The organism is Parazoarcus communis, from assembly GCF_003111665.1.
Taxonomy (GTDB): domain Bacteria; phylum Pseudomonadota; class Gammaproteobacteria; order Burkholderiales; family Rhodocyclaceae; genus Parazoarcus; species Parazoarcus communis_B.
On record NZ_CP022188.1, the window covers coordinates 1357418 to 1375788 of the forward strand.

The following is an 18371-nucleotide window of genomic DNA, read 5'->3' on the forward strand; positions in this document are numbered from 1 at the left end:
ATGCGGGCAGCGCAGGGTGAACATTGCGAGAACGTCCATGATTGCCTCTGCCGGGCTGCGGCCCATCCCTGAAACTGTTTCCTCTTCATCGCGTACCACTCGCTTTGCGCTGACGCTGGCGGCCGTGCTCACCTTGTCCGGGTGCATGACCGTGGGGCCGGACTATCAGCAGCCGCAGACTGCCGTTCCGGCGAATTGGTCTGCCACCGGTGAGGTGGAGGCGCCGGACGCGACCGTGCTGGCCGAATGGTGGCGGCAGTATCAGGACCCGGTCCTCGACGGGCTGGTCGCCGACGCACTGGCTGCCAATCTCGATCTGGCGACTGCGCGGGCGCAACTGCGCGAGGCGCGCGCGCGACGCACGCTGGCCGGCGCGGCGCTGGGGCCGTCGCTGACGGCGTCGGGTTCGGCGAGCCGGTCGAGGACGAGCTCTGAGAGCAGCAGCGGCACCACGAGTGATCTCTTCAGCGCGGATTTCGACGCCAGCTGGGAGCCGGACATCTTCGGTGGCCTGAAGCGCGGGGCAGAGGCGGCAGAGGGCGATCTCGGTGCCAGTGCCGAGAGCCTGCGTGACACGCGGGTGTCGCTGGTGGCCGAAGTGGTGCTCAATTACGTCGAACTGCGCACCGGCGAGCGCCGGCTCGCGGTTGCCGAGGCCAGTGTGGCGGCGCGTGGTGAAACATTCGATCTGACCCGCTGGCGGCGACAGGCCGGTCTGGTGTCCGATCTCGACGCGGCGCAGGCGCGCACCGAACTGGAAAGCGCACGTGCCAACCTGCCAGCGCTGCGCACTGCGGTGACGGAAGCGCAGAACCGGCTTGCGGTGCTGCTCGGGCGCTCACCGGGTGAGCTGGCCTCCAGGCTGACGGAGGCCGACATTCCGCAGACCGTCGTATCGATGGCGGTGGGGATTCCGGCCGACACCCTGCGTCAGCGCCCGGACGTACGCGCGGCTGAACGCAGGCCGGCTGCACAGACGGCGCGCCTGGGCGAAGCCGAGGCGGCACGTTACCCGAGCTTCAGCCTGTCTGGCTCGCTCGGCCTCAGTGCGCTCAGCCTGGATGCACTCGGCAGTACGGGGTCGGTGACGCGATCGCTGCTGGCCGGTATTTCGGCGCCGATCTTCGACTCCGGGCGCATCGCAGCCAACATCGAAATTCAGGACGCCTTGCTCGAACAGGCCCGGCTCGCCTATCAGGGCGCCGTGCTGACCGCGCTTGAAGATGTCGAGAACGCACTGGTTGCAGTGGCGAACTCCGGCGAACGGCGCACGCAGCTGATACAGGCCACGGCCTCGGCACGTGAGGCGCTGCAGATCGCCGAACACCGCTATGCCTCGGGCCTGACCGACTTCCTCAACGTGCTCGACAGCCAGCGCACGCTGCTCAGCCTCGAAGACCAGCTCGCCAGCAGCACCGGGGAGCTCGCCAGCGCACAGATCCAGCTCTACAAGGCTGTCGGCGGCGGCTGGTCGCCGACAGATTCCGCTCAAGATACCAGGACCGCATCATGAATGACGTATCCGGCAAGGCCGGCAATGGGAAGGCGCCCGACCTCAACGCAATTCTGGCCGGCAGTGGAAGTGGCGGTGGTCAGGCGCACGGAAAGCGCTGGCTGATTGCGCTCCTTGTGGTGGTGGCGCTGGTGTTTGCGTGGTTCATGTTCGGTGCCAGCAAGGACGCCGGCCTGCCGCAGTTCCGCACCCAGGCGGCGGAAACCGGCGGGCTGGTGGTCACGGTATCGGCCACGGGCAACCTTGAGCCGACCAATCAGGTCAGCGTGGGAAGCGAACTGTCGGGCACGGTTGCAGAGGTGCTGGTCGACGACGACGATCGCGTGAAGAAGGGGCAGGTACTGGCCCGGCTCGATCTCTCCAAGCTTGAGGACAATGTGACCAAGTCGCGTGCGGCGCTGGCGGTAACCGAGGCCAGCCTGGTGCAGGCGCAGGCAACGCGGGAGGAGGCGGCGGCCAAGCTTGACCGCTACCGTGAAGTATCGCGACTCTCGGGTGGAAAGGTGCCCTCCAGGATCGAAATGGAGGTGGCCGAGGCCGACGTGAAACGCGCCGACTCCACTGTCGCCAGTGCGCGCGCCAGCATCGCCGAAGCCAAGGCCAGTCTGCAGACCGACCTCACCAACCTCGGCAAGGGCACGATCCGCTCACCGATCGACGGCGTGGTGCTGGCGCGCGACGTTGACCCGGGCCAGACGGTGGCGGCATCGCTGCAGGCGGTCACGCTGTTTACGTTGGCTGAGGATCTGGCGCGGATGGAGTTGAGCGTGGACGTCGACGAGGCCGACGTCGGTCAGGTGAAAGCCGGGCTGAAGGCCACGTTCTCGGTGGATGCCTGGCCGGGACGGCGTTTTGCGGCCGCGATTACCCGGGTCGGCTTCAATGCCACCGATTCCGATGGTGTGATCTCCTATCCCGCAGTGCTGCAGGTGAGCAACGACGATCTCAGCCTGCGACCGGGCATGACCGCCACCGCCGAGATCACCACGATCACCCGCGATGACGTGCTGCTGGTGCCGAACGCAGCACTGCGCTTCACGCCGCCGGTGCAGCAGGCTGGCGGGAAGTCGCGGGGCGGCATCCTGTCTTCGCTGATGCCGCGTCCGCCGGGCGGTCCGCCGAAGCAGCAGGTGGTGCTGAAGGAGGGCAGTCAGCAGGTGTGGGTGTTGCGCGATGGCAATCCGGTGCCGGTCGAGGTGAGCACAGGCGTGACCGACGGTCGCTTCACCGAAATCACCGGAGGCGAGCTCCAGGCCGGTACGCAGGTGATCACCGAAACCGTGAGCGCTGCGAAATGAGCGCCGGCACGGGCTCCACGATGCCGCTGATCCGGCTCTCGGGCATCACCCGCAGCTATGGGCGCGGCGCGGCCGAGTTTCAGGCACTGAAGGGCATCGATCTTGACGTCGACGAGGGCGACTTTGTCGCCGTGATGGGGCCGAGCGGGTCGGGTAAGTCGACGGCGATGAACATTCTCGGGTGCCTCGACTCGCCGACGGCAGGCAGTTACGAGTTTCAGGGTGTGCACGTGGAGCGCATGACACGCGACCAGCGGGCCTTGCTGCGGCGGCATTTTCTCGGCTTCGTGTTCCAGGGCTTCAACCTGCTGTCGCGCACCACCGCGCTGGAGAACGTCGAACTGCCGCTGATCTATCGCGGCGAACCGGCAGCATCCCGTCACGCCGCTGCGCGCGCCGCGCTCAAGCAGGTCGGGCTCGAGGGCTGGGAAGACCACGCGCCCAACGAACTCTCCGGTGGTCAGCAGCAGCGCGTTGCCATCGCCCGCGCCATCGTCACCGGTCCCAAGGTCCTGCTTGCCGATGAGCCAACCGGCAACCTCGATACCCACAACAGCCAGGAGATCATGGAACTGATCGCGGGCCTCAATCGCGAGCACGGCATCACCGTGCTCATGGTCACCCACGAGCCGGACATGGCCGCCTACGCGAAACGTGTGGTGCGCTTCGTCGATGGTCGGGTGGACAGCGATCATCGGCAGGAGGCCTGCGCCTGATGCTGTGGAATACCTTACTGCTGGCGATGCGGGCAATCCGCCGCAACCTGATGCGCTCCTTCCTGACCATTCTCGGGGTGGTGATCGGGGTGGCGGCGGTCATCACCATGGTGACGCTGGGCAACGGTGCGACGCGCTCGGTAGCCGATCAGATCGCCAGCATGGGCAGCAACTTGCTCATGGTGCGCCCGGGGCAGCGCTTCGGACCGGGCAGCGATGAGGCGGCCAAGTTCAAGGCCGCCGACGTCGAGGCGATACGCAACCAGATCACCGGCGCCGCAGCCGTGGCGCCGGTGGCGAACAGTGGGGCGACCGTGGTCTATCAGGCACGGAACTGGTCGGCCATGGTGACTGGCACCAGCAACGACTACTTCAGTGCGGCGGGCTGGGAACTGGTCGCCGGGCGGGGCTTTACCGACGCAGAAGAGCGGTCCGGCAAGGCCGTGTGCGTGATCGGCAGCACGGTGCGCGAGAACCTCTTTGGCGCACAGAATCCGGTGGGCGCGGAGATCCGCATCAGTCAGTTCGCCTGCGAGGTGATCGGGCTGCTGAAGTCCAAGGGGCAGTCGGCGATGGGCTCGGACCAGGACGACACCATCGTCATGCCGCTGCGCACCGTGCAACGCCGGCTGAGCGGCAGCCAGGACATCAACATGCTGATGGTCTCCGCCAGCAGTACGGATGCGGTCGATGCCATCAAGACCCAGCTCGAAAAATTGCTGCGCGAACGCCGCAACATCGGCGAAAACGAGGACGACAACTTTCGCGTGATGGACACCCGGCAGCTTGCCGAAACCCTCACCGGTACCACCCGCATCCTCACCATGCTGCTGGGGGCCGTGGCGGCGGTGAGTCTGCTGGTAGGCGGCATCGGCATCATGAACATCATGCTGGTGTCGGTCACCGAGCGCACCCGCGAGATCGGCATCCGGCTGGCCATCGGCGCACTCGAACGCGAAGTGCTGCTGCAGTTCCTGATCGAGGCAGTGGTGCTCTCCAGCCTCGGGGGCGTGATCGGCATCCTCCTCGCGGCGGCGGCCTCCATTGCCTTGTCCGGCGTCATGAACATCGACTACCTGTTCGACCCCTCCATCAACCTGCTGTCCTTCCTGTTTTCGGCGGCGATTGGCGTGGTGTTCGGCTACTTCCCGGCACGTCGGGCGGCACAGCTCGATCCGATCGAGGCGCTGCGACACGAGTAAGCCTTGCTGCTGCAGGAGAAGGTGGCCATGTCTGCACAGGGGCGTCAGATCAGTCGCTCAGCACCGGGCGCTTGCGCGACTCTTCGGGGCTGCGGAACACCAGCGGTGCTTCGTGCAGCCGTCGATCCCCGCTCTGTGCGCGTTCGACGGCGGCGGTGACGACGTGGTGATGGGGTGACTTGTCGCATACCGGGTCGGCGGCCGCCGGGTCGCCGGTGAGCATGAAGGCCTGGCAACGGCAGCCGCCGAGGTCTTTTTCCTTGTCCGGGCAGCTGCGGCAGCTGTCTTTCATCCAGCCGTCGCCGCGGTAGCGGTTGAAGCCTTCCGAGTCGTACCAGATCTGCTTCACGTCCATGTCGCGCACATTCGGAAAGCTCAGGCCGGGCAGCATGGCGGCGGTGTGGCAGGGCACGGCGGTGCCGTCGGGGGTGACGGTGAGGAAGACGTTGCCCCATCCGTTCATGCACTTCTTGGGACGGTTCTCGTAGTAGTCGGGCACCACGTAGAAGATGCGGATGCGGTCGCCGTACTGCTCGCGGCGTGCGTTGGTGACCCGCTCGGCGCGTTCGATCTGTTCGCGTGAGGGCAGCAGCTGGTCGCGGTTGAGCAGCGCCCACGAGTAGTACTGGCTGTTGGCGAGCTCGAGGTATTCGGCGTCCAGCTCCACCGCCATGTCGATGATGCGGTCGATGTAGTCGATGTTGAGGCGGTGGATCACGCAGTTCATCACCATCGGCCAGCCATTGGCCTTGATGATGGCGGCCACTTTCTGCTTCAGTTCGAAGGTGCGGGTGTGCGACAGGAAATCGTTGAGCTCGCGGGTGGAGTCCTGAAACGAGAGCTGGATGTGATCCAGACCGGCTTCCTTGAGCGCGGCGGCGCGGCTTTCGGTGAGGCCGACGCCCGAGGTGAGCAGGTTGGTGTAGAAGCCCAGCCTGTGCGCTTCGGCCACCAGAATTTCGAGATCGTCGCGCAACAGCGGCTCACCGCCCGAGAAGCCGCATTGCACGCTGCCTGCCGCACGCGCCTCGCGCAGCACGCGCAGCCAGTCGTCGGTGGAGAGCTCGTCGGGGTGGTGGGCGAAATCGACCGGGTTGTAGCAGAACACGCAATGCAGCGGGCAGCGGTAGGTGAGTTCGGCCAGCAACCACAGCGGCGGGCCGATTTGCGGGCTGGCGTGTTCCGGGGCTGCGGGCGTGTTCATGTCAGTACTCGATCCAGTGCTGCTGCTCCGCCATGGCGAGAAAGGCGAGCACGTCAGTCTGCAGCTTGGTGGTGTCGAAGGCCTGTTCGAGGTCGGTGACCAGCGCGGCCACGGTCTGCTCGCCGCTGCAGCGCTTCAGGATTTCGCCAGCGCTCTGATTGAGCTTCACCATGCCTTCGGGGTAGAGCAGCACCCAGGCCTGCTGCGCGTCTTCCCATTGCAGGCGGAATTTCTTCGATACGCGCGGCATGGCCGCGAGCATGTCGCGTTCCGGTGTCGCGGTGCTCATGCCTTCGGCCCCTTGATCTCGATTTCGCACTGGCTGAGCATGATGGCGTCGGCCAGCGCCCACAGCACGTCGAGCTTGAACTGCAGGATGTCGAGCGCACGCTGCTGCATCGCCCGGCTCTGGCTGAAATACTCCAGGGTGAAGCGCAGGCCGTGCTCCACGTCGCGGCGTGCCTGGGTGAGGCGGTTCCTGAAGTACTGCAGGCCTTCGGTGTCGACCCAGGGATACTGGGTGGGCCAGGTGTCGATGCGCTGCTGGTGGATGTGCGGGGCGAAGAGTTCCGTCAGGCTGGAGGCGATGGCTTCCTGCCACGGGCGCTGGCGGGCAAAGTTGATGTAGGCATCGACCGCGAAGCGCGCGGCTGGGGCGACGAAGCGCAGCGAGGTGACATCGTCGCGGCTCAGGCCGACCGCTTCGCCGAGCCGGATCCAGGCTTCGATGCCACCGGCGTCTTCCAGGCCGCCGATCTGGTAGCCGTCGTGGTCGAGGATGCGCTGTATCCACTCGCGGCGGATCTCGCGGTCGGGGCAGTTGGAGAGGATCGCCGCGTCCTTCACCGGAATCGCGATCTGGTAGTAGAAGCGGTTGGCGACCCAGCCACGCAGCTGCGCTGGCGTGAGCTCGCCCGCGGCCATCATCAGGTGGAAGGGATGATGGATGTGGTAGCTGGTGCCCTTCTCGCGCAGCAGGGCTTCGAACTCGGCCGGCGACCACGGCGCCTCCTGCGTTGCGGCAAGGCTGATGTCGGCGATATGTTCGATGGTGTTGTCGGTGTCGAATGCGATCACAGTTCGATCTCCATGCCGTCGAAAGCGACCTCGATGCCGCGCGCGCTCAGGCTTGCGCGCTGAGGGCTGTCTTCGTCGAGGATCGGGTTGGTGTTGTTGATGTGGATCAGCACCTTGCGCGTGGTGGCGGGCAGGCGATCCAGCCATTCGAGCATGCCGCCCGCGCCCGATTGCGGCAGGTGGCCCATGGCACGCGAGGTCTTCTGCGAGGCGCCGAGGCGGATCATCTCGTCGTCGGTCCACAGCGTGCCGTCGACGAGCACGCAGTCGGCCCGTTCCATCGCGGCCCACACATGCGGCTCCATCTCGCCGAGGCCCGGGGCGTAGAACACGCGCTTGCCGTTTTTCGTGTTGATCAGGCTGACGCCGATGTTGTCGCCCGGCTGCGGACGGTCGCGGTGCGGGGAGTAGGGCGGCGCGTTGCTGGTCAGCGGCAGGGCCTCGAAACCGAGGCCGGCGGCGCGCTCGATGCTGAAGGCGCCGGCCAGCGGCACCTCATGCCAGTCGATGCCGGCATAGTGGCCGAGCACGCCAAACAGCGGGTTGCCCACCGACAGGTCTTCGCGCACGCCGGGCGTGCACCAGACGGGCCACGGCTGGCGATGTTCGCGCAGCATGTAGAGGCCGGTGGTGTGGTCGATCTGTGCATCGATGAGCACGATGGCGGCGATGGCGGTGTCGCGCAGGGCGCGGCCGGGCTGAAGTTCGGGGAAGCTGCGCAGCTGCTGCAGTACATCCGGGGAGGCGTTGAACAGTACCCAGTGCTCGTTGTCGCCGCTGACTGCAATCGACGACTGGGTTCTGGCCTGGGCGCGGATGCTGCCTTTGCGCAGGCCGTCGCAGTTGGGGCAGTTGCAGTTCCACTGCGGAAATCCACCGCCAGCTGCGGCACCGAGTACTCGTATTCTCACGCGGCCTCCCGATTCATTCGTGGGTGGGGCGGCCGACCTGCCCGCCCCACCGGGGCACATCAGCGGTTGGCGATGTACATCGTGATTTCAAAACCAAAGCGAAAATCGCAAGCTGCAGGCGTTTCCCATTTCATGGCGTGTCTCCAGTGTGGTTTCTGAACCGTGACTGCCGGCATGGCAGGGCACGACTGCATGGTGCGCCGCCGGGCGCTGGCGCGCATCGCGCATCTCTTGAAAGCCATCTAGCGATTTTCTGGAGATTGTCCGCAGCGCACCGGAACGCAGCCTTGCAGCCCGAGCAATCCGTAACCGGGCACGATATGATCTGACAATGACCCTTCCCACCATTCCGCCTGCCGCCGACGAACCCACCGCCGGCGCCCTGTTCGATGCGATCGAGCCCTTCAACCACGGCCATGTGGACGTGGGCGACGGTTATCAAGTCTATTTTGAGGAGTGCGGCGCGCCGGATGGCATGCCGGTGCTGTTCCTGCATGGCGGGCCGGGCAGCGGTTGCAGCGAGCGCCATCGTCAGTTGCTCGATCCCGCGCTGTTTCGCGTGGTGCTGTTCGATCAGCGTGGCTGCGGCCGCAGCACGCCGCGCGGCGAGATTGCAGCCAACACCACGGACCACCTGGTCGCCGACATCGAGCGCCTGCGCAGCCATCTCGGCATCGAGCGCTGGCTGGTGTTTGGCGGTTCATGGGGGTCGAGCCTGGCGCTGGTCTATTGCGCCCGCCATCCCGATGCCTGCAGCGGTGCCATCCTGCGCGGCATCTTCCTCACCGGGCAGGACGATCTCGACTGGTTCTTCCGCGGCGCGGCTGCCTTGCTGCCCGTGGCGTGGGAGCGCCTCGCCGACTACCTCGACGAAAGCGGGCAGGAGGACATCGCGCAGCACTATCTCGACGCGCTGCGCTCGCCGGACCGTCTGACTGCCGCACGGGCCCTGCAACGCTGGATGCAATGGGAGGCCGCGCTGTCGAGCCCCGGCCGTCTGCCGCCGGCGGAGGAGCCGCTATCGGCCGATGCGCTCGACGTGGCGCTCGACAAGTACCGCATCCAGGCCCATTACCTGGCCCATGCCTGCTTCATCGGCGAAGCCGAGGCGCTGCGCTGTGCCGGGGCAATGGCAGGGATGCCGGTCGCCATCCTGCACGGCCGTCTCGACTTCGTTTGCCGCCCTGCCAACGCACGCAAGCTTCAGCATGCGCTGCCGGGTAGCCGCTTGCGCTTCATCGACGACGCAGGCCACAGCCCCTTCGATGCACCGATGACGGCGGCGCTGGCGGAGGTGGCCAGCCGTTTCCATGCGCGCGGCAGTTTCGACGGCTGGGGGGATAGCTGGAACTGAGCTTACTGGTAAGCGCCTGCGGCGTAGGTCAGTTCGTAGCTGTGGCTGTAGATTTCCAGGATGTTGCCGAAGGGGTCTTCCATGTACACCATGCGGTAGGGCTTCTCGCCCGGGAAGTATTCGCGTACCGGCATGCGCTGCTTGCCGCCTGCGGCGACGACCTTCGCGGCCAGTCCTTCCACATCCGGATCCTGCACGCAGAAATGGAAAATGCCGGTCTTCCAGTACTCGAAGTTGTTCTCCGGCTTCACTGCATTGCGAAACTCGAAGATCTCCACGCCGATGCGGTCGCCGGTGGACAGGTGGGCGATGCGGAACGATTTCCAGTCGGCGCCAAACACATCGGTGCACATCACGCCGATGGGGGATTCATCTTCGGTAATGGTGGTGGGCGGCATGATCAGATACCAGCCCATGACTTCGGTGTAGAACTTCACGGCGGCGTCGAGATCGGTGACCGAAAGGCCGATATGGGAAAAGCTGCGCGGATAGACCTGAGACATGCTGAGCTCCTTGTTGAGTACGTGGCGCGTAGTCTAGGCAGACGCAGGCATAATAAGAACAAGGCAGATGTTATCGGTTTGATAAGAGTTCATTATGCTTAGCCCTCAATGGCTGCGCAGTTTTGCCACGCTGGCAGAGCTGGGAAACTTCACCCGCACGGCCGAGCGCCTGGACCTGACTCAGGCCGCGGTAAGCCAGCATGTGAAGCGACTGGAGGACGCGCTCGGGCAGTTGCTGGTCCGCCACCCGCGCCACGTCGAGCTGACCCCCGCCGGTCACGCCTTGCTCGACTACTGTCGCGAGCTCGCCACCGCGGATCAGCGCCTGCAGCTGCGCCTGTCCGGCACCGACGCCGAGCACGGCGAGATCAGCCTGATCAGTCCGGGCAGCATCGGTCTCGCGCTGTATCCGCTGCTGCTCGATCTGCAGGCCGCGCATCCGGGTCTGAGCATCCGCCAGCGCTTTGCGCCAACCAGCGAAGTCATCGAGGCGGTGCTGGCCAACCGTTACGAGCTCGGCCTGGTTACTCTGAAGCCGGACGATCCGCGCCTGAGCGTTCAGCCCTTCGTGCAGGAGCCGCTTGAGCTGGTCGTGCCCGCCGGCGCGGCGGTCGAAAGCTGGGAAGATCTGGTGCGCCTTGGCTTCATCGATCACCCCGATGGCGAGGCCATGGCCGGACGCCTGCTGAGCCGCTGTTTTCCGGGCAGTCCGGGTGTGCGCAGCCTGCCGTGCAGGGGTTTCACCAATCAGATTGGTCTCATTCTGGAGCCGGTTGCACGCGGCCTGGGCTTTACCGTGATTCCGCGCTTTGCGCGCAAGGCATTTGCGCGTGCCGATACGATCCGCGTGGTGGAGCGCGAGCCTCAGGTGGTCGATACCTTATGGCTGCTGCATCGCGCCGAGTGGCCGCTGTCCGGGCGTGCGCAGCGCGTGCTCAAATGCATCGAAGTGCTCAAGGCTGACGAAAAGTACTAGCGGTGCGGGGGCGCCGGCATGGCGGTGACCGCGGCCCGATTGCTGCGCCAGGGGGGGCGCGATATCAACAGATCATTATGTAATTGATATTTGGCCCGGTTGCCGGGATAGTTCAGTCATTAGACTCGATGTGTAAGCAATTATCTTGCTGCAAAAGCCACCCACCCTCCTGATCGTCGACGACGCGATCGAAAACCTGACTGTGCTCAATGCGCTGCTGTCGCCGCTCTATCGGGTCCGCGTTGCCACATCGGGCGAAAAGGCCCTGAGCATTGCGTGCAGCGAGCCGCTTCCGGACCTGATCCTGCTCGATGTGATGATGCCGGTAATGGACGGCTACGAAGTGTTTGCACGCCTGCGCGCAGACCGGGCAACACGGGATATTCCGGTAATCTTCGTCACCGCGATGGACAGTGTGGAAGCCGAGCTGCGCGGCCTCGATCTGGGCGCACAGGACTACCTCACCAAGCCGCTGGTGCAGCCCATCGTGCTGGCGCGGGTGCGGAACCAGCTGGAACTCAAGCAGGCGCGTGATCTGCTGTCGAATCAGAATGCCTGGCTGGAGTCAGAGGTGGCGAGCCGGCTGGAAGAGAATGACATCATGCAGGAGGTCAGCATCCGTGCCCTCGCCCATCTGGCCGAGACACGCGACTCCGAGACCGGCAATCACATTCTGCGCACGCAGAATTACGTCAAGGAGCTGGCCCTGTGCCTGCGTGAGCATCCGCGGTTCTCGGCCACGCTCGACGAGCGCTACATCACCTTGCTGCATCGCTCCGCCGCCCTTCACGACATCGGCAAGGTCGGTATTCCGGATCAGATCCTGCGCAAACCGGGTCCGCTCTCGGCCGACGAATGGACGATCATGAAGACCCACGCCGCCATGGGGGCGAATGCGATAGAAATGGCCGAGCGCGACGCGGCCCGTCCCGTGGCCTTTCTCGGCCTGGCCAAGGAGATCGCGCACTGGCATCACGAAAAATGGGACGGCAGCGGTTATCCGGACGGCCTGGCGGGTGAGCAGATTCCGGTCTCGGCCCGGCTGATGGCGGTGGCCGATGTGTTCGATGCGCTGGTGACGCCACGTGTGTACAAGCCGGCAATGTCGCTTGTCGAAACCCGGGAGATCATTGCCGCAGGACGCGGCAGTCATTTCGATCCGGATGTCGCCGATGCATTCATGGACATCTTTGACGTGCTTGTCGAAATCGCACAGCGGGATGCGGACCCGGAACGTGGACACGGCGTCACGGTTGCAGTGTGAACGAACCCGGCTTGTGGCAGCCTGAGCCGGAACCCGACGGCGCGCTGCGCGCTGGTTTCACGCATAGGTAATGCACGGAGTGTGAGCCATGGATGCACTAGACGGACGTCTGCCTGACGGCCCGGAGAAGGAGACGGTGGCAAGGGCACGCATCCCGGTGCTGCCGGTCGTCGTCATGATGCTGGTGACCGCCGTCCTGACCGTGATCGCCATCGCCATTTCCGTCGAGCAGCAGAAGGAAATCGAGGTTGCGCGTCTGCAGGCCATTGCCAACCTCAAGGCCACCCAGATTACCAACTGGCTTGACGAGCGCCTTGACGATGCCCGCATCCTCAGCCGCAACGAGAACTTTCTTGAAGACTACTACCAGTGGCACGATTCCGGCAGTGCGGCGAGTCGTGAGCGTATTCAGAACCGTCTGAGCGCGTTCAGCACACTGGAAAGATACAGCGGCGTGCTGCTGCTCGATGATCGGGGCGATGTGGTCCTGAATACCCCTGGCCTTGAGCCATGGAAGGATGCCGGACACCAGGCCGCGTTGCGCGAGGTGGTTCAAAGCGGGAAGCCTGCCCATCTTGGCCCCTATCTTGATGATAAGGGCATTGTCCATTTCGATCTCGTCGTGCCAGTCGACGCGATGCGGGGCCATCCGGGGTTTGCAGTCGTAGTGAGCTCCAACTCCGCGAGCTTCCCCCCGACCGACTTGCTGGCCTGGCCGATACCGACCTCAAGTGGCGAGATCGTGCTTTTTCGTCGTGACGGCGAGGATGTGCTCTACCTCAACGAGTTGAAGTACCGGACGGATTCTGCGGTGCGCCTGCGAATGCCGCTTTCGAACAGTGAGCTCATGGCAAGCCGTTTCCTGCAGTTGCCGGAGGCCGGAAACGGTCTCGTCGAAGGCCAGGATTATCGTGCAGAGGCGGTGTTCGCGGTGGGCAAGCGGATCGACGGAACCGACTGGTACCTGCTGGCGAAAATGGACTGGAGCGAGCTCTACGCGCTGACCAGGCGCGATGCACTATGGATTACGCTGGTGGGCGTACTGCTGTTTTTCATGATGCTGACCGGGCTGTTTCTCTATCACCAGCGCGGCGCGATTATGCGGGCCAAGGCGATGCAGCGCGAACAGGATGGACGCTTGCAGTCGCTGAAGCTCTTCTCGACGGTCGCCGACAGTTCGAGCGATGCCATTTTTGCCAAGGATCTGGAGGGACGCTATCTGCTGTTCAACCACGCTGCAGAGCGGGTGACGGGCAAGGCGGTTCAGGAGGTGCTGGGGCGCACCGACACGACGATTTTTCCGGCCGAGCATGCACGGCAGATCATGGCCAACGACCAGAAGGTCATGCGGGAGGGGCGCGTGTTCACCTACGAGGAAGCGTTCGATACGCCGCTCGGATCCTTCGTGTTTCTTGCCGTGAAGGGCCCCCTGTACGGCGACAAAGGCAAGATCATCGGCATGTACGGCATCTCGCGGGACATCACTGAACGCAAGACCTTCGAGGACGCCCTGAGCCGGAGCAATGATGAGCTCACCCGCTTCAACCTCGCGATGGTCGGACGGGAACTGGACATGATCCGTCTCAAGCGCGAAGTGAACACCCTCTCTGCGGCGCTTGGACGTCCTGAGCCCTACAGCCTTGCCGTGTTCAAGGCGGGCACCGATGCGCAGGCGATGCCGGACGCGTCGGCGGAGGCGCAGCCGTGAGCGCGGTTGTTCCGACCTGGGGGGGTGTCAGCCTTGCACTGTTCATCAATGCCGCGCTGCTGCTCAGCCTGGTGCAGCTGGTCGACCTCGCGTTGCGTGACCGTTCGGGCTGGCCGTCGAGTACGTCGGTCGGTTCCGGCGTCGTCATCGGGGTCGGGGTCGGGGTCATCGGGATCGTCCTGATTGGTGTCAGCAACACGCTGATTCCGGGCGTGTTCTTCGATACCCGTTCGGTTCTGCTGGCCATCTGCGGATTGTTCTTTGGCCCCTTGCCCACCTTGCTCGCGGTGGCGATGACAGCAGCGTTCCGTCTGTCGCTCGGCGGGACGGGCGCCGCGGCCGGGATTGTGATGATCGTGCTCTCCGGCGCGCTCGGACTCGGCTTTCGGCGCCTGTGGCGGACGTCGCTTGCCGACCTGAGCTGGCAGCAGCTGACCATCTTCGGCATTGTGGTGCACCTGACCCTGTTCGTTTCGCTGACACTGCTGCCATGGGAGATGGCGCGCACGCTGCTTGGCCTTGCCGGACTGCCAGTCATGCTGTTCTACCCGTTCATCACGCTCGCGCTGGGCCTGCTGCTGATCGATCGCCTGCAGCGCCAGCGTGAGCTGGGGGTGATGATGCAGCGCGAGACGCATTTCAGCAGCCTGTTCAACAACAACCACCTGGTGATGCTCGTCATTAACCCTGACGATGGCGCCATCGTCGAGGCGAACCCGGCGGCCGAACACTTTTACGGCTGGTCGTGTGCGCGGCTCAAGACCATGCACGTCAGCGATCTGAACTCCCTCTCGCCGGAAGCCATTCGAGCGGAGATGCAGCGGGCCAGACTCGCTCAGCGCAGTCATTTCGAGTTCCGGCACCGCCGCGCAAACGGTACGGAATGCGATGTCGATGTCTATACCGGGCCTGTCCATCTGGGAAAACAGGCGCTGCTGTATTCCATCGTGATCGATGCCACCGCGCGCAAGGCGACGGAAGCCAGTCTGCTTGAGACTGAGCGTCACCGTCTACAGGAGAACGAGCAGGCCTTGCTGCGTCAGAAGGAAGCCAGGCTTGCCGCGCTGAATCTTCTGGAAGATGCCAGTGCTGCGCGCGCGCAGGCAGAGGATTCGCTCAAGGCGCTCAATGTGGTCAATGAGCGTCTGGAACTGGCCTTGCGTGCCGCCAAGCAGGGCATCTACGACCTGAACGTGGATACCGGCGAATCAGTGGTGAGTCCGGAGTATGCACAGATGCTCGGCCATGACCCGGCCACATTCCATGAGACCCTGGATGCGTTTAAGGCGCGTCTGCATCCGGACGACCTCGACAAGGTTGTCCACACGCTCGACGACTACCTCGCCGGAGAATCCGCCGAGTATCGGGTGGAGTTTCGCCAGCGCACCGCAAGCGGTGCCTGGATCTGGATCCTGTCGCTGGGCCAGGTGGTGGAACGCAACAACAGTGGTGACGCCCTGCGTCTGATGGGGACGCATACCGACATCACTGCCTTGAAGGCCGCCGAAGGGGCGCTTGAGCGGGAGGCGCGTCGTGCCGAGGCGCTTCTGGAACTGCCAAGGATCGCGGAAACCCTGGATGAGGTGGCCTTCCTGCAACGGGGGCAGGAGCTTGCCGAAGCGCTGACCGGCAGCCGGATTGCCTTCATCCACTTCGTCAACGACGACCAGGAGACGATCGAACTGGTTACCTGGTCGCGTGCCACGCTTGAGCACTATTGCCATGCGGTGTTCAACAAGCACTATCCGGTGAGCCAGGCGGGAATCTGGGCCGATGCCTTGCGCACGCGCGCACCGGTCATGTTCAACGATTACGCCACTGCGCCTGAGCGCCGCGGCTTGCCTGAAGGCCATGCGCATCTTGAGCGTCTGATCAGTGTGCCGGTCGTTGAGGATGGACTGGTGCGCATGCTGACCGGTGTCGGCAACAAGGAAACGCCCTATTCCGACATGGACGTCGAAACGGTTCAGCTGATTTCCAACACGATCTGGCGCATCGTCAGTCAGCGCCGTGCCGAGCAGAAGCTGCGGCGCAGCGAAGAGAAGCTGCGCAGTCTGTTCCGCGCGGCGCCAACCGGGATCGGGGTCGTGCTGGACCGGGTCCTGATCGAGGCCAACCAGACGCTCTCCGACATGACGGGTTATACCCGCGACGAACTGATCGGTCAGCCCTCACGCATGCTGTATCCGAACGACGAGGAGTACGAATTCGTCGGGACGGTAAAGTATCGCCAGATCGAAGAGCGGGGAACCGGCACAGTCGAGACGCGCTTCCAGCACAAGGACGGCCATGTTTTCGACGTGGTTCTGAGCAGTACCCCGATCAACCCGGATGATGAGGTGCAGGGCGTCACCTTTACGGTGCTCGACATCACCGAACGCAAGGCGGCAGAAGCCCAGTTGCGCAAACTGGCGCAGGCCGTGGAGCAAAGCCCCGAGAGCATCGTCATTACCAATCTCGATGCCGAGATCGAGTACGTCAACGAGACTTTTCTGCGCAATACCGGTTACACGCGTGAGCAGGTCATCGGCCAGAACCCGCGCGTGCTGCAGTCGGGCAAGACGTCGAAAGACAGCTACGACAGCCTGTGGTCGGGTCTTGTTGACGGGCGTCCGTGGAAGGGCGAGTTCATCAACAAGCGTGCGGATGGCTCCGAATATGTCGAGTTCGCCATCATCACGCCCTTGCGCCAGCCCGACGGGCGTGTGACCCACTATGTTGCGGTGAAGGAGGACGTCACCGAGAAGAAGCGCATCGGGGTTGAGCTGGACCAGTACCGCTCGCACCTGGAAGACCTGGTGAATGTGCGGACGACCGAGCTGATGTCGGCGAAGACGCAGGCGGAGGCCGCCAACCGCGCCAAGAGCGAGTTTCTGGCCAACATGAGTCACGAAATCAGAACGCCGATGAACGCCATCCTCGGCCTGACGCACATCCTGCAGCGCGATGCCGTGAGGGCGACCGAGGTGGAGCGACTGGGCAAGATCAGCTCGGCTGCGCACCACCTGCTGTCGATCATCAATGACATTCTCGATCTGTCCAAGATCGAAGCTGGCAAGTTACGGCTCGAACAGCAGGATTTCGCACTGAGTGCCGTCCTCGACAACGTGCGTTCCCTCATTGGCGATGCGGCGCAGGCAAAGGGCCTGAGCGTGTCGGTGGATGGTGATGGCGTGCCCTTGTGGTTGCGTGGCGATGCGACGCGCCTGCGTCAGGCCCTGCTCAATCTTGCAGGCAATGCGGTCAAGTTTACCGCTACCGGGGGGGTCGAATTGCGCGCGCAATTGCTGGAGGAGCACGGCGACATGCTGCGGGTGCGCTTCGAGGTGGAAGACACCGGTATCGGCGTGAGTGCGGACAATATTCCCCGCCTGTTCCAGCCTTTCGAGCAGGCAGATTCGAGCACCACACGTAAGCATGGCGGTACCGGCCTCGGGCTGGCGATCACCCGTCACCTGGCAGAACTCATGGGGGGCGAGGTCGGCATGCACAGCGAGCCGGGCAAGGGCAGCACCTTCTGGTTCGATGTCATGCTGGGTCGCGGCTACGGCGTCATGCCGGAATTCAACCAGCCGCCGCCGGTGCCGAGCGAAGCGGAGCTGCATCACCGCCATGCCGGTGCCCGGCTGCTGCTGGTTGAGGACAACGAGATCAACCGCGAGGTGGCGCTTGAGCTGCTGCACGGTGTCGGCCTCGTCGTCGACACCGCCGAGAACGGCCTGGATGCGCTCTGCAAGGCGCGCGCGACGCGCTTCGATCTGGTGCTGATGGATATCCAGATGCCGTTGATGGACGGTCTTGATGCGACGCAGGCAATCCGCACGCTGCCGGGCTGGGCGAAAATTCCCATTCTGGCGATGACGGCGAACGCCTTCGAGGAAGACCGTCGTGCCTGTCTCGACGCCGGAATGGACGACTTCGTTGCCAAGCCGGTGGAGCCCGATGCCCTGTATGGCGTACTGCTGAAATGGTTGCCGGCGCGTCCGCCGCTGCCGCCTCAGGCGGATCATGCCATTCCACTGGGCGCGCAGGCGCCCGCGATCGATAGCGGGACGCTCGCATTCCTGACCACCCTGCCCGGAATCGACGTTACCCGCGGTCTGGCCGCACTGCGCGGCAACTCGGCCAAGTACCTGAGTCTGCTGAGTCGCTTTGCGGACGCACATGCCGCCGATATCGTGCAGATGAAAGAGCGGCTCGCTGCCGGCGAGCGTGCGCTTGCTCTGCGCCTCGCGCATACCTTGAAAGGCGTTGCGGCGAACCTCGGCGTGGTGGGTGTGGCGGGGCGCGCGGCGCAGATCGAGGCCGCACTCCATGCGGGCGATGAGCCGGACGCTGCACTGGTCGACGGCATCGCCAGCGACCTGATCGAGCTGCGGCGTGCGCTGGGTGTCCAGCCTCAAGCTGCCGAGTCGATTGTCCCGCCGGTCGCAGTGGACCCGCAACAGCTCGCGGATGTCATCACCGAGTTGCGTTCGCTGCTCGCAGCCAGCGACAGCAGGGCGCTGGAACTGGCTGGCGAGAACGCGGCCTTGCTGGGCTCGGCGCTTGGCTCCGGATTCGGGGCGTTCATGACCGCGCTCGAGCAGTTTGATTTCGAGGCGGCGCAGACGCATCTGGGTGCGTCGGAGCCATGTGCGTGATG

The 18371-nt window shown here is 64.4% G+C and carries 15 protein-coding genes; 9 read left to right on the top strand and 6 right to left on the bottom strand.

The window, feature by feature from the left end:
• Positions 1-37: 37 nt before the first annotated feature.
• From CEW87_RS06140 to CEW87_RS06155, 4 genes are read left to right on the top strand one after another with little or no spacing between them, the layout of a single operon-like run.
• Positions 38-1513 carry an efflux transporter outer membrane subunit gene (locus CEW87_RS06140; RefSeq protein ID WP_108971902.1) on the top strand — a complete coding sequence of 492 codons (1476 nt, stop codon included), beginning with the start codon at positions 38-40 and terminating at the stop codon, positions 1511-1513.
• Positions 1510-2811 carry an efflux RND transporter periplasmic adaptor subunit gene (locus CEW87_RS06145; RefSeq protein WP_108971903.1) on the top strand — a complete coding sequence of 434 codons (1302 nt, stop codon included), beginning with the start codon at positions 1510-1512 and terminating at the stop codon, positions 2809-2811. Before CEW87_RS06140 ends, CEW87_RS06145 begins: the two co-directional genes overlap by 4 nt.
• Positions 2808-3527: an ABC transporter ATP-binding protein gene (locus CEW87_RS06150; RefSeq protein WP_108971904.1), complete on the top strand. Its 720-nt coding sequence runs from the start codon at positions 2808-2810 to the stop codon at positions 3525-3527. The genes CEW87_RS06145 and CEW87_RS06150 overlap by 4 nt, the downstream gene beginning before the upstream one ends.
• Positions 3527-4729 (top strand): ABC transporter permease, encoded by a 1203-nt coding sequence (locus CEW87_RS06155; RefSeq protein ID WP_108971905.1) that lies wholly within the window; start codon positions 3527-3529, stop codon positions 4727-4729. Before CEW87_RS06150 ends, CEW87_RS06155 begins: the two co-directional genes overlap by 1 nt.
• Before the next feature lie 49 nt (positions 4730-4778).
• Here CEW87_RS06155 and pqqE read toward each other — a convergent pair whose 3' ends face one another.
• From pqqE to pqqA, 5 genes are read right to left on the bottom strand one after another with little or no spacing between them, the layout of a single operon-like run.
• The gene (gene pqqE / locus CEW87_RS06160; RefSeq protein WP_108971906.1) at positions 4779-5933 is read right to left on the bottom strand and encodes a pyrroloquinoline quinone biosynthesis protein PqqE; all 1155 of its coding nucleotides are present in this window, start codon (positions 5931-5933) and stop codon (positions 4779-4781) included.
• A gap of 1 nt (position 5934) precedes the next feature.
• Positions 5935-6222 carry a pyrroloquinoline quinone biosynthesis peptide chaperone PqqD gene (gene pqqD / locus CEW87_RS06165; RefSeq protein ID WP_108971907.1) on the bottom strand — a complete coding sequence of 96 codons (288 nt, stop codon included), beginning with the start codon at positions 6220-6222 and terminating at the stop codon, positions 5935-5937.
• Positions 6219-6965, bottom strand: coding sequence for a pyrroloquinoline-quinone synthase PqqC (gene pqqC / locus CEW87_RS06170; RefSeq protein ID WP_108951443.1), 747 nt, complete (start codon positions 6963-6965; stop codon positions 6219-6221). Before pqqC ends, pqqD begins: the two co-directional genes overlap by 4 nt.
• Before the next feature lie 41 nt (positions 6966-7006).
• Positions 7007-7921 (bottom strand): pyrroloquinoline quinone biosynthesis protein PqqB, encoded by a 915-nt coding sequence (gene pqqB / locus CEW87_RS06175; RefSeq protein WP_108971908.1) that lies wholly within the window; start codon positions 7919-7921, stop codon positions 7007-7009.
• Between the two features lie 59 nt (positions 7922-7980).
• A complete protein-coding gene (pqqA, locus tag CEW87_RS22880; RefSeq protein ID WP_106408400.1) occupies positions 7981-8055 on the bottom strand; it encodes a pyrroloquinoline quinone precursor peptide PqqA in 75 nt (24 codons plus the stop codon).
• A 197-nt stretch (positions 8056-8252) separates the two neighbouring features.
• Here pqqA and pip point away from each other — a divergent pair, with 197 nt between their 5' ends.
• Positions 8253-9275, top strand: coding sequence for a prolyl aminopeptidase (pip, locus tag CEW87_RS06185; RefSeq protein ID WP_108971909.1), 1023 nt, complete (start codon positions 8253-8255; stop codon positions 9273-9275).
• A gap of 2 nt (positions 9276-9277) precedes the next feature.
• Here the strand turns inward: pip and CEW87_RS06190 are convergent, their stop codons facing one another.
• Complete coding sequence (locus tag CEW87_RS06190) at positions 9278-9778, bottom strand: lactoylglutathione lyase family protein (protein ID WP_108950028.1); 501 nt, start codon at positions 9776-9778, stop codon at positions 9278-9280.
• Between the two features lie 94 nt (positions 9779-9872).
• Here CEW87_RS06190 and CEW87_RS06195 point away from each other — a divergent pair, with 94 nt between their 5' ends.
• From CEW87_RS06195 to CEW87_RS06210, 4 genes are all read left to right on the top strand, one after another.
• Positions 9873-10754, top strand: a complete 882-nt coding sequence (locus tag CEW87_RS06195; RefSeq protein WP_108971910.1) for a LysR family transcriptional regulator — start codon at positions 9873-9875, stop codon at positions 10752-10754.
• Positions 10755-10899: 145 nt separating this feature from the next.
• Entirely contained in the window at positions 10900-12018 is a 1119-nt protein-coding gene (locus CEW87_RS06200) for an HD domain-containing phosphohydrolase (RefSeq protein ID WP_199917132.1), read from the top strand.
• Positions 12019-12106: 88 nt separating this feature from the next.
• On the top strand, positions 12107-13726 hold the full coding sequence (locus tag CEW87_RS06205) for a cache domain-containing protein (RefSeq protein WP_108971912.1): 1620 nt from the start codon (positions 12107-12109) through the stop codon (positions 13724-13726).
• Positions 13723-18369 carry a PAS domain S-box protein gene (locus CEW87_RS06210; RefSeq protein ID WP_108971913.1) on the top strand — a complete coding sequence of 1549 codons (4647 nt, stop codon included), beginning with the start codon at positions 13723-13725 and terminating at the stop codon, positions 18367-18369. Before CEW87_RS06205 ends, CEW87_RS06210 begins: the two co-directional genes overlap by 4 nt.
• Positions 18370-18371 lie beyond the last annotated feature (2 nt).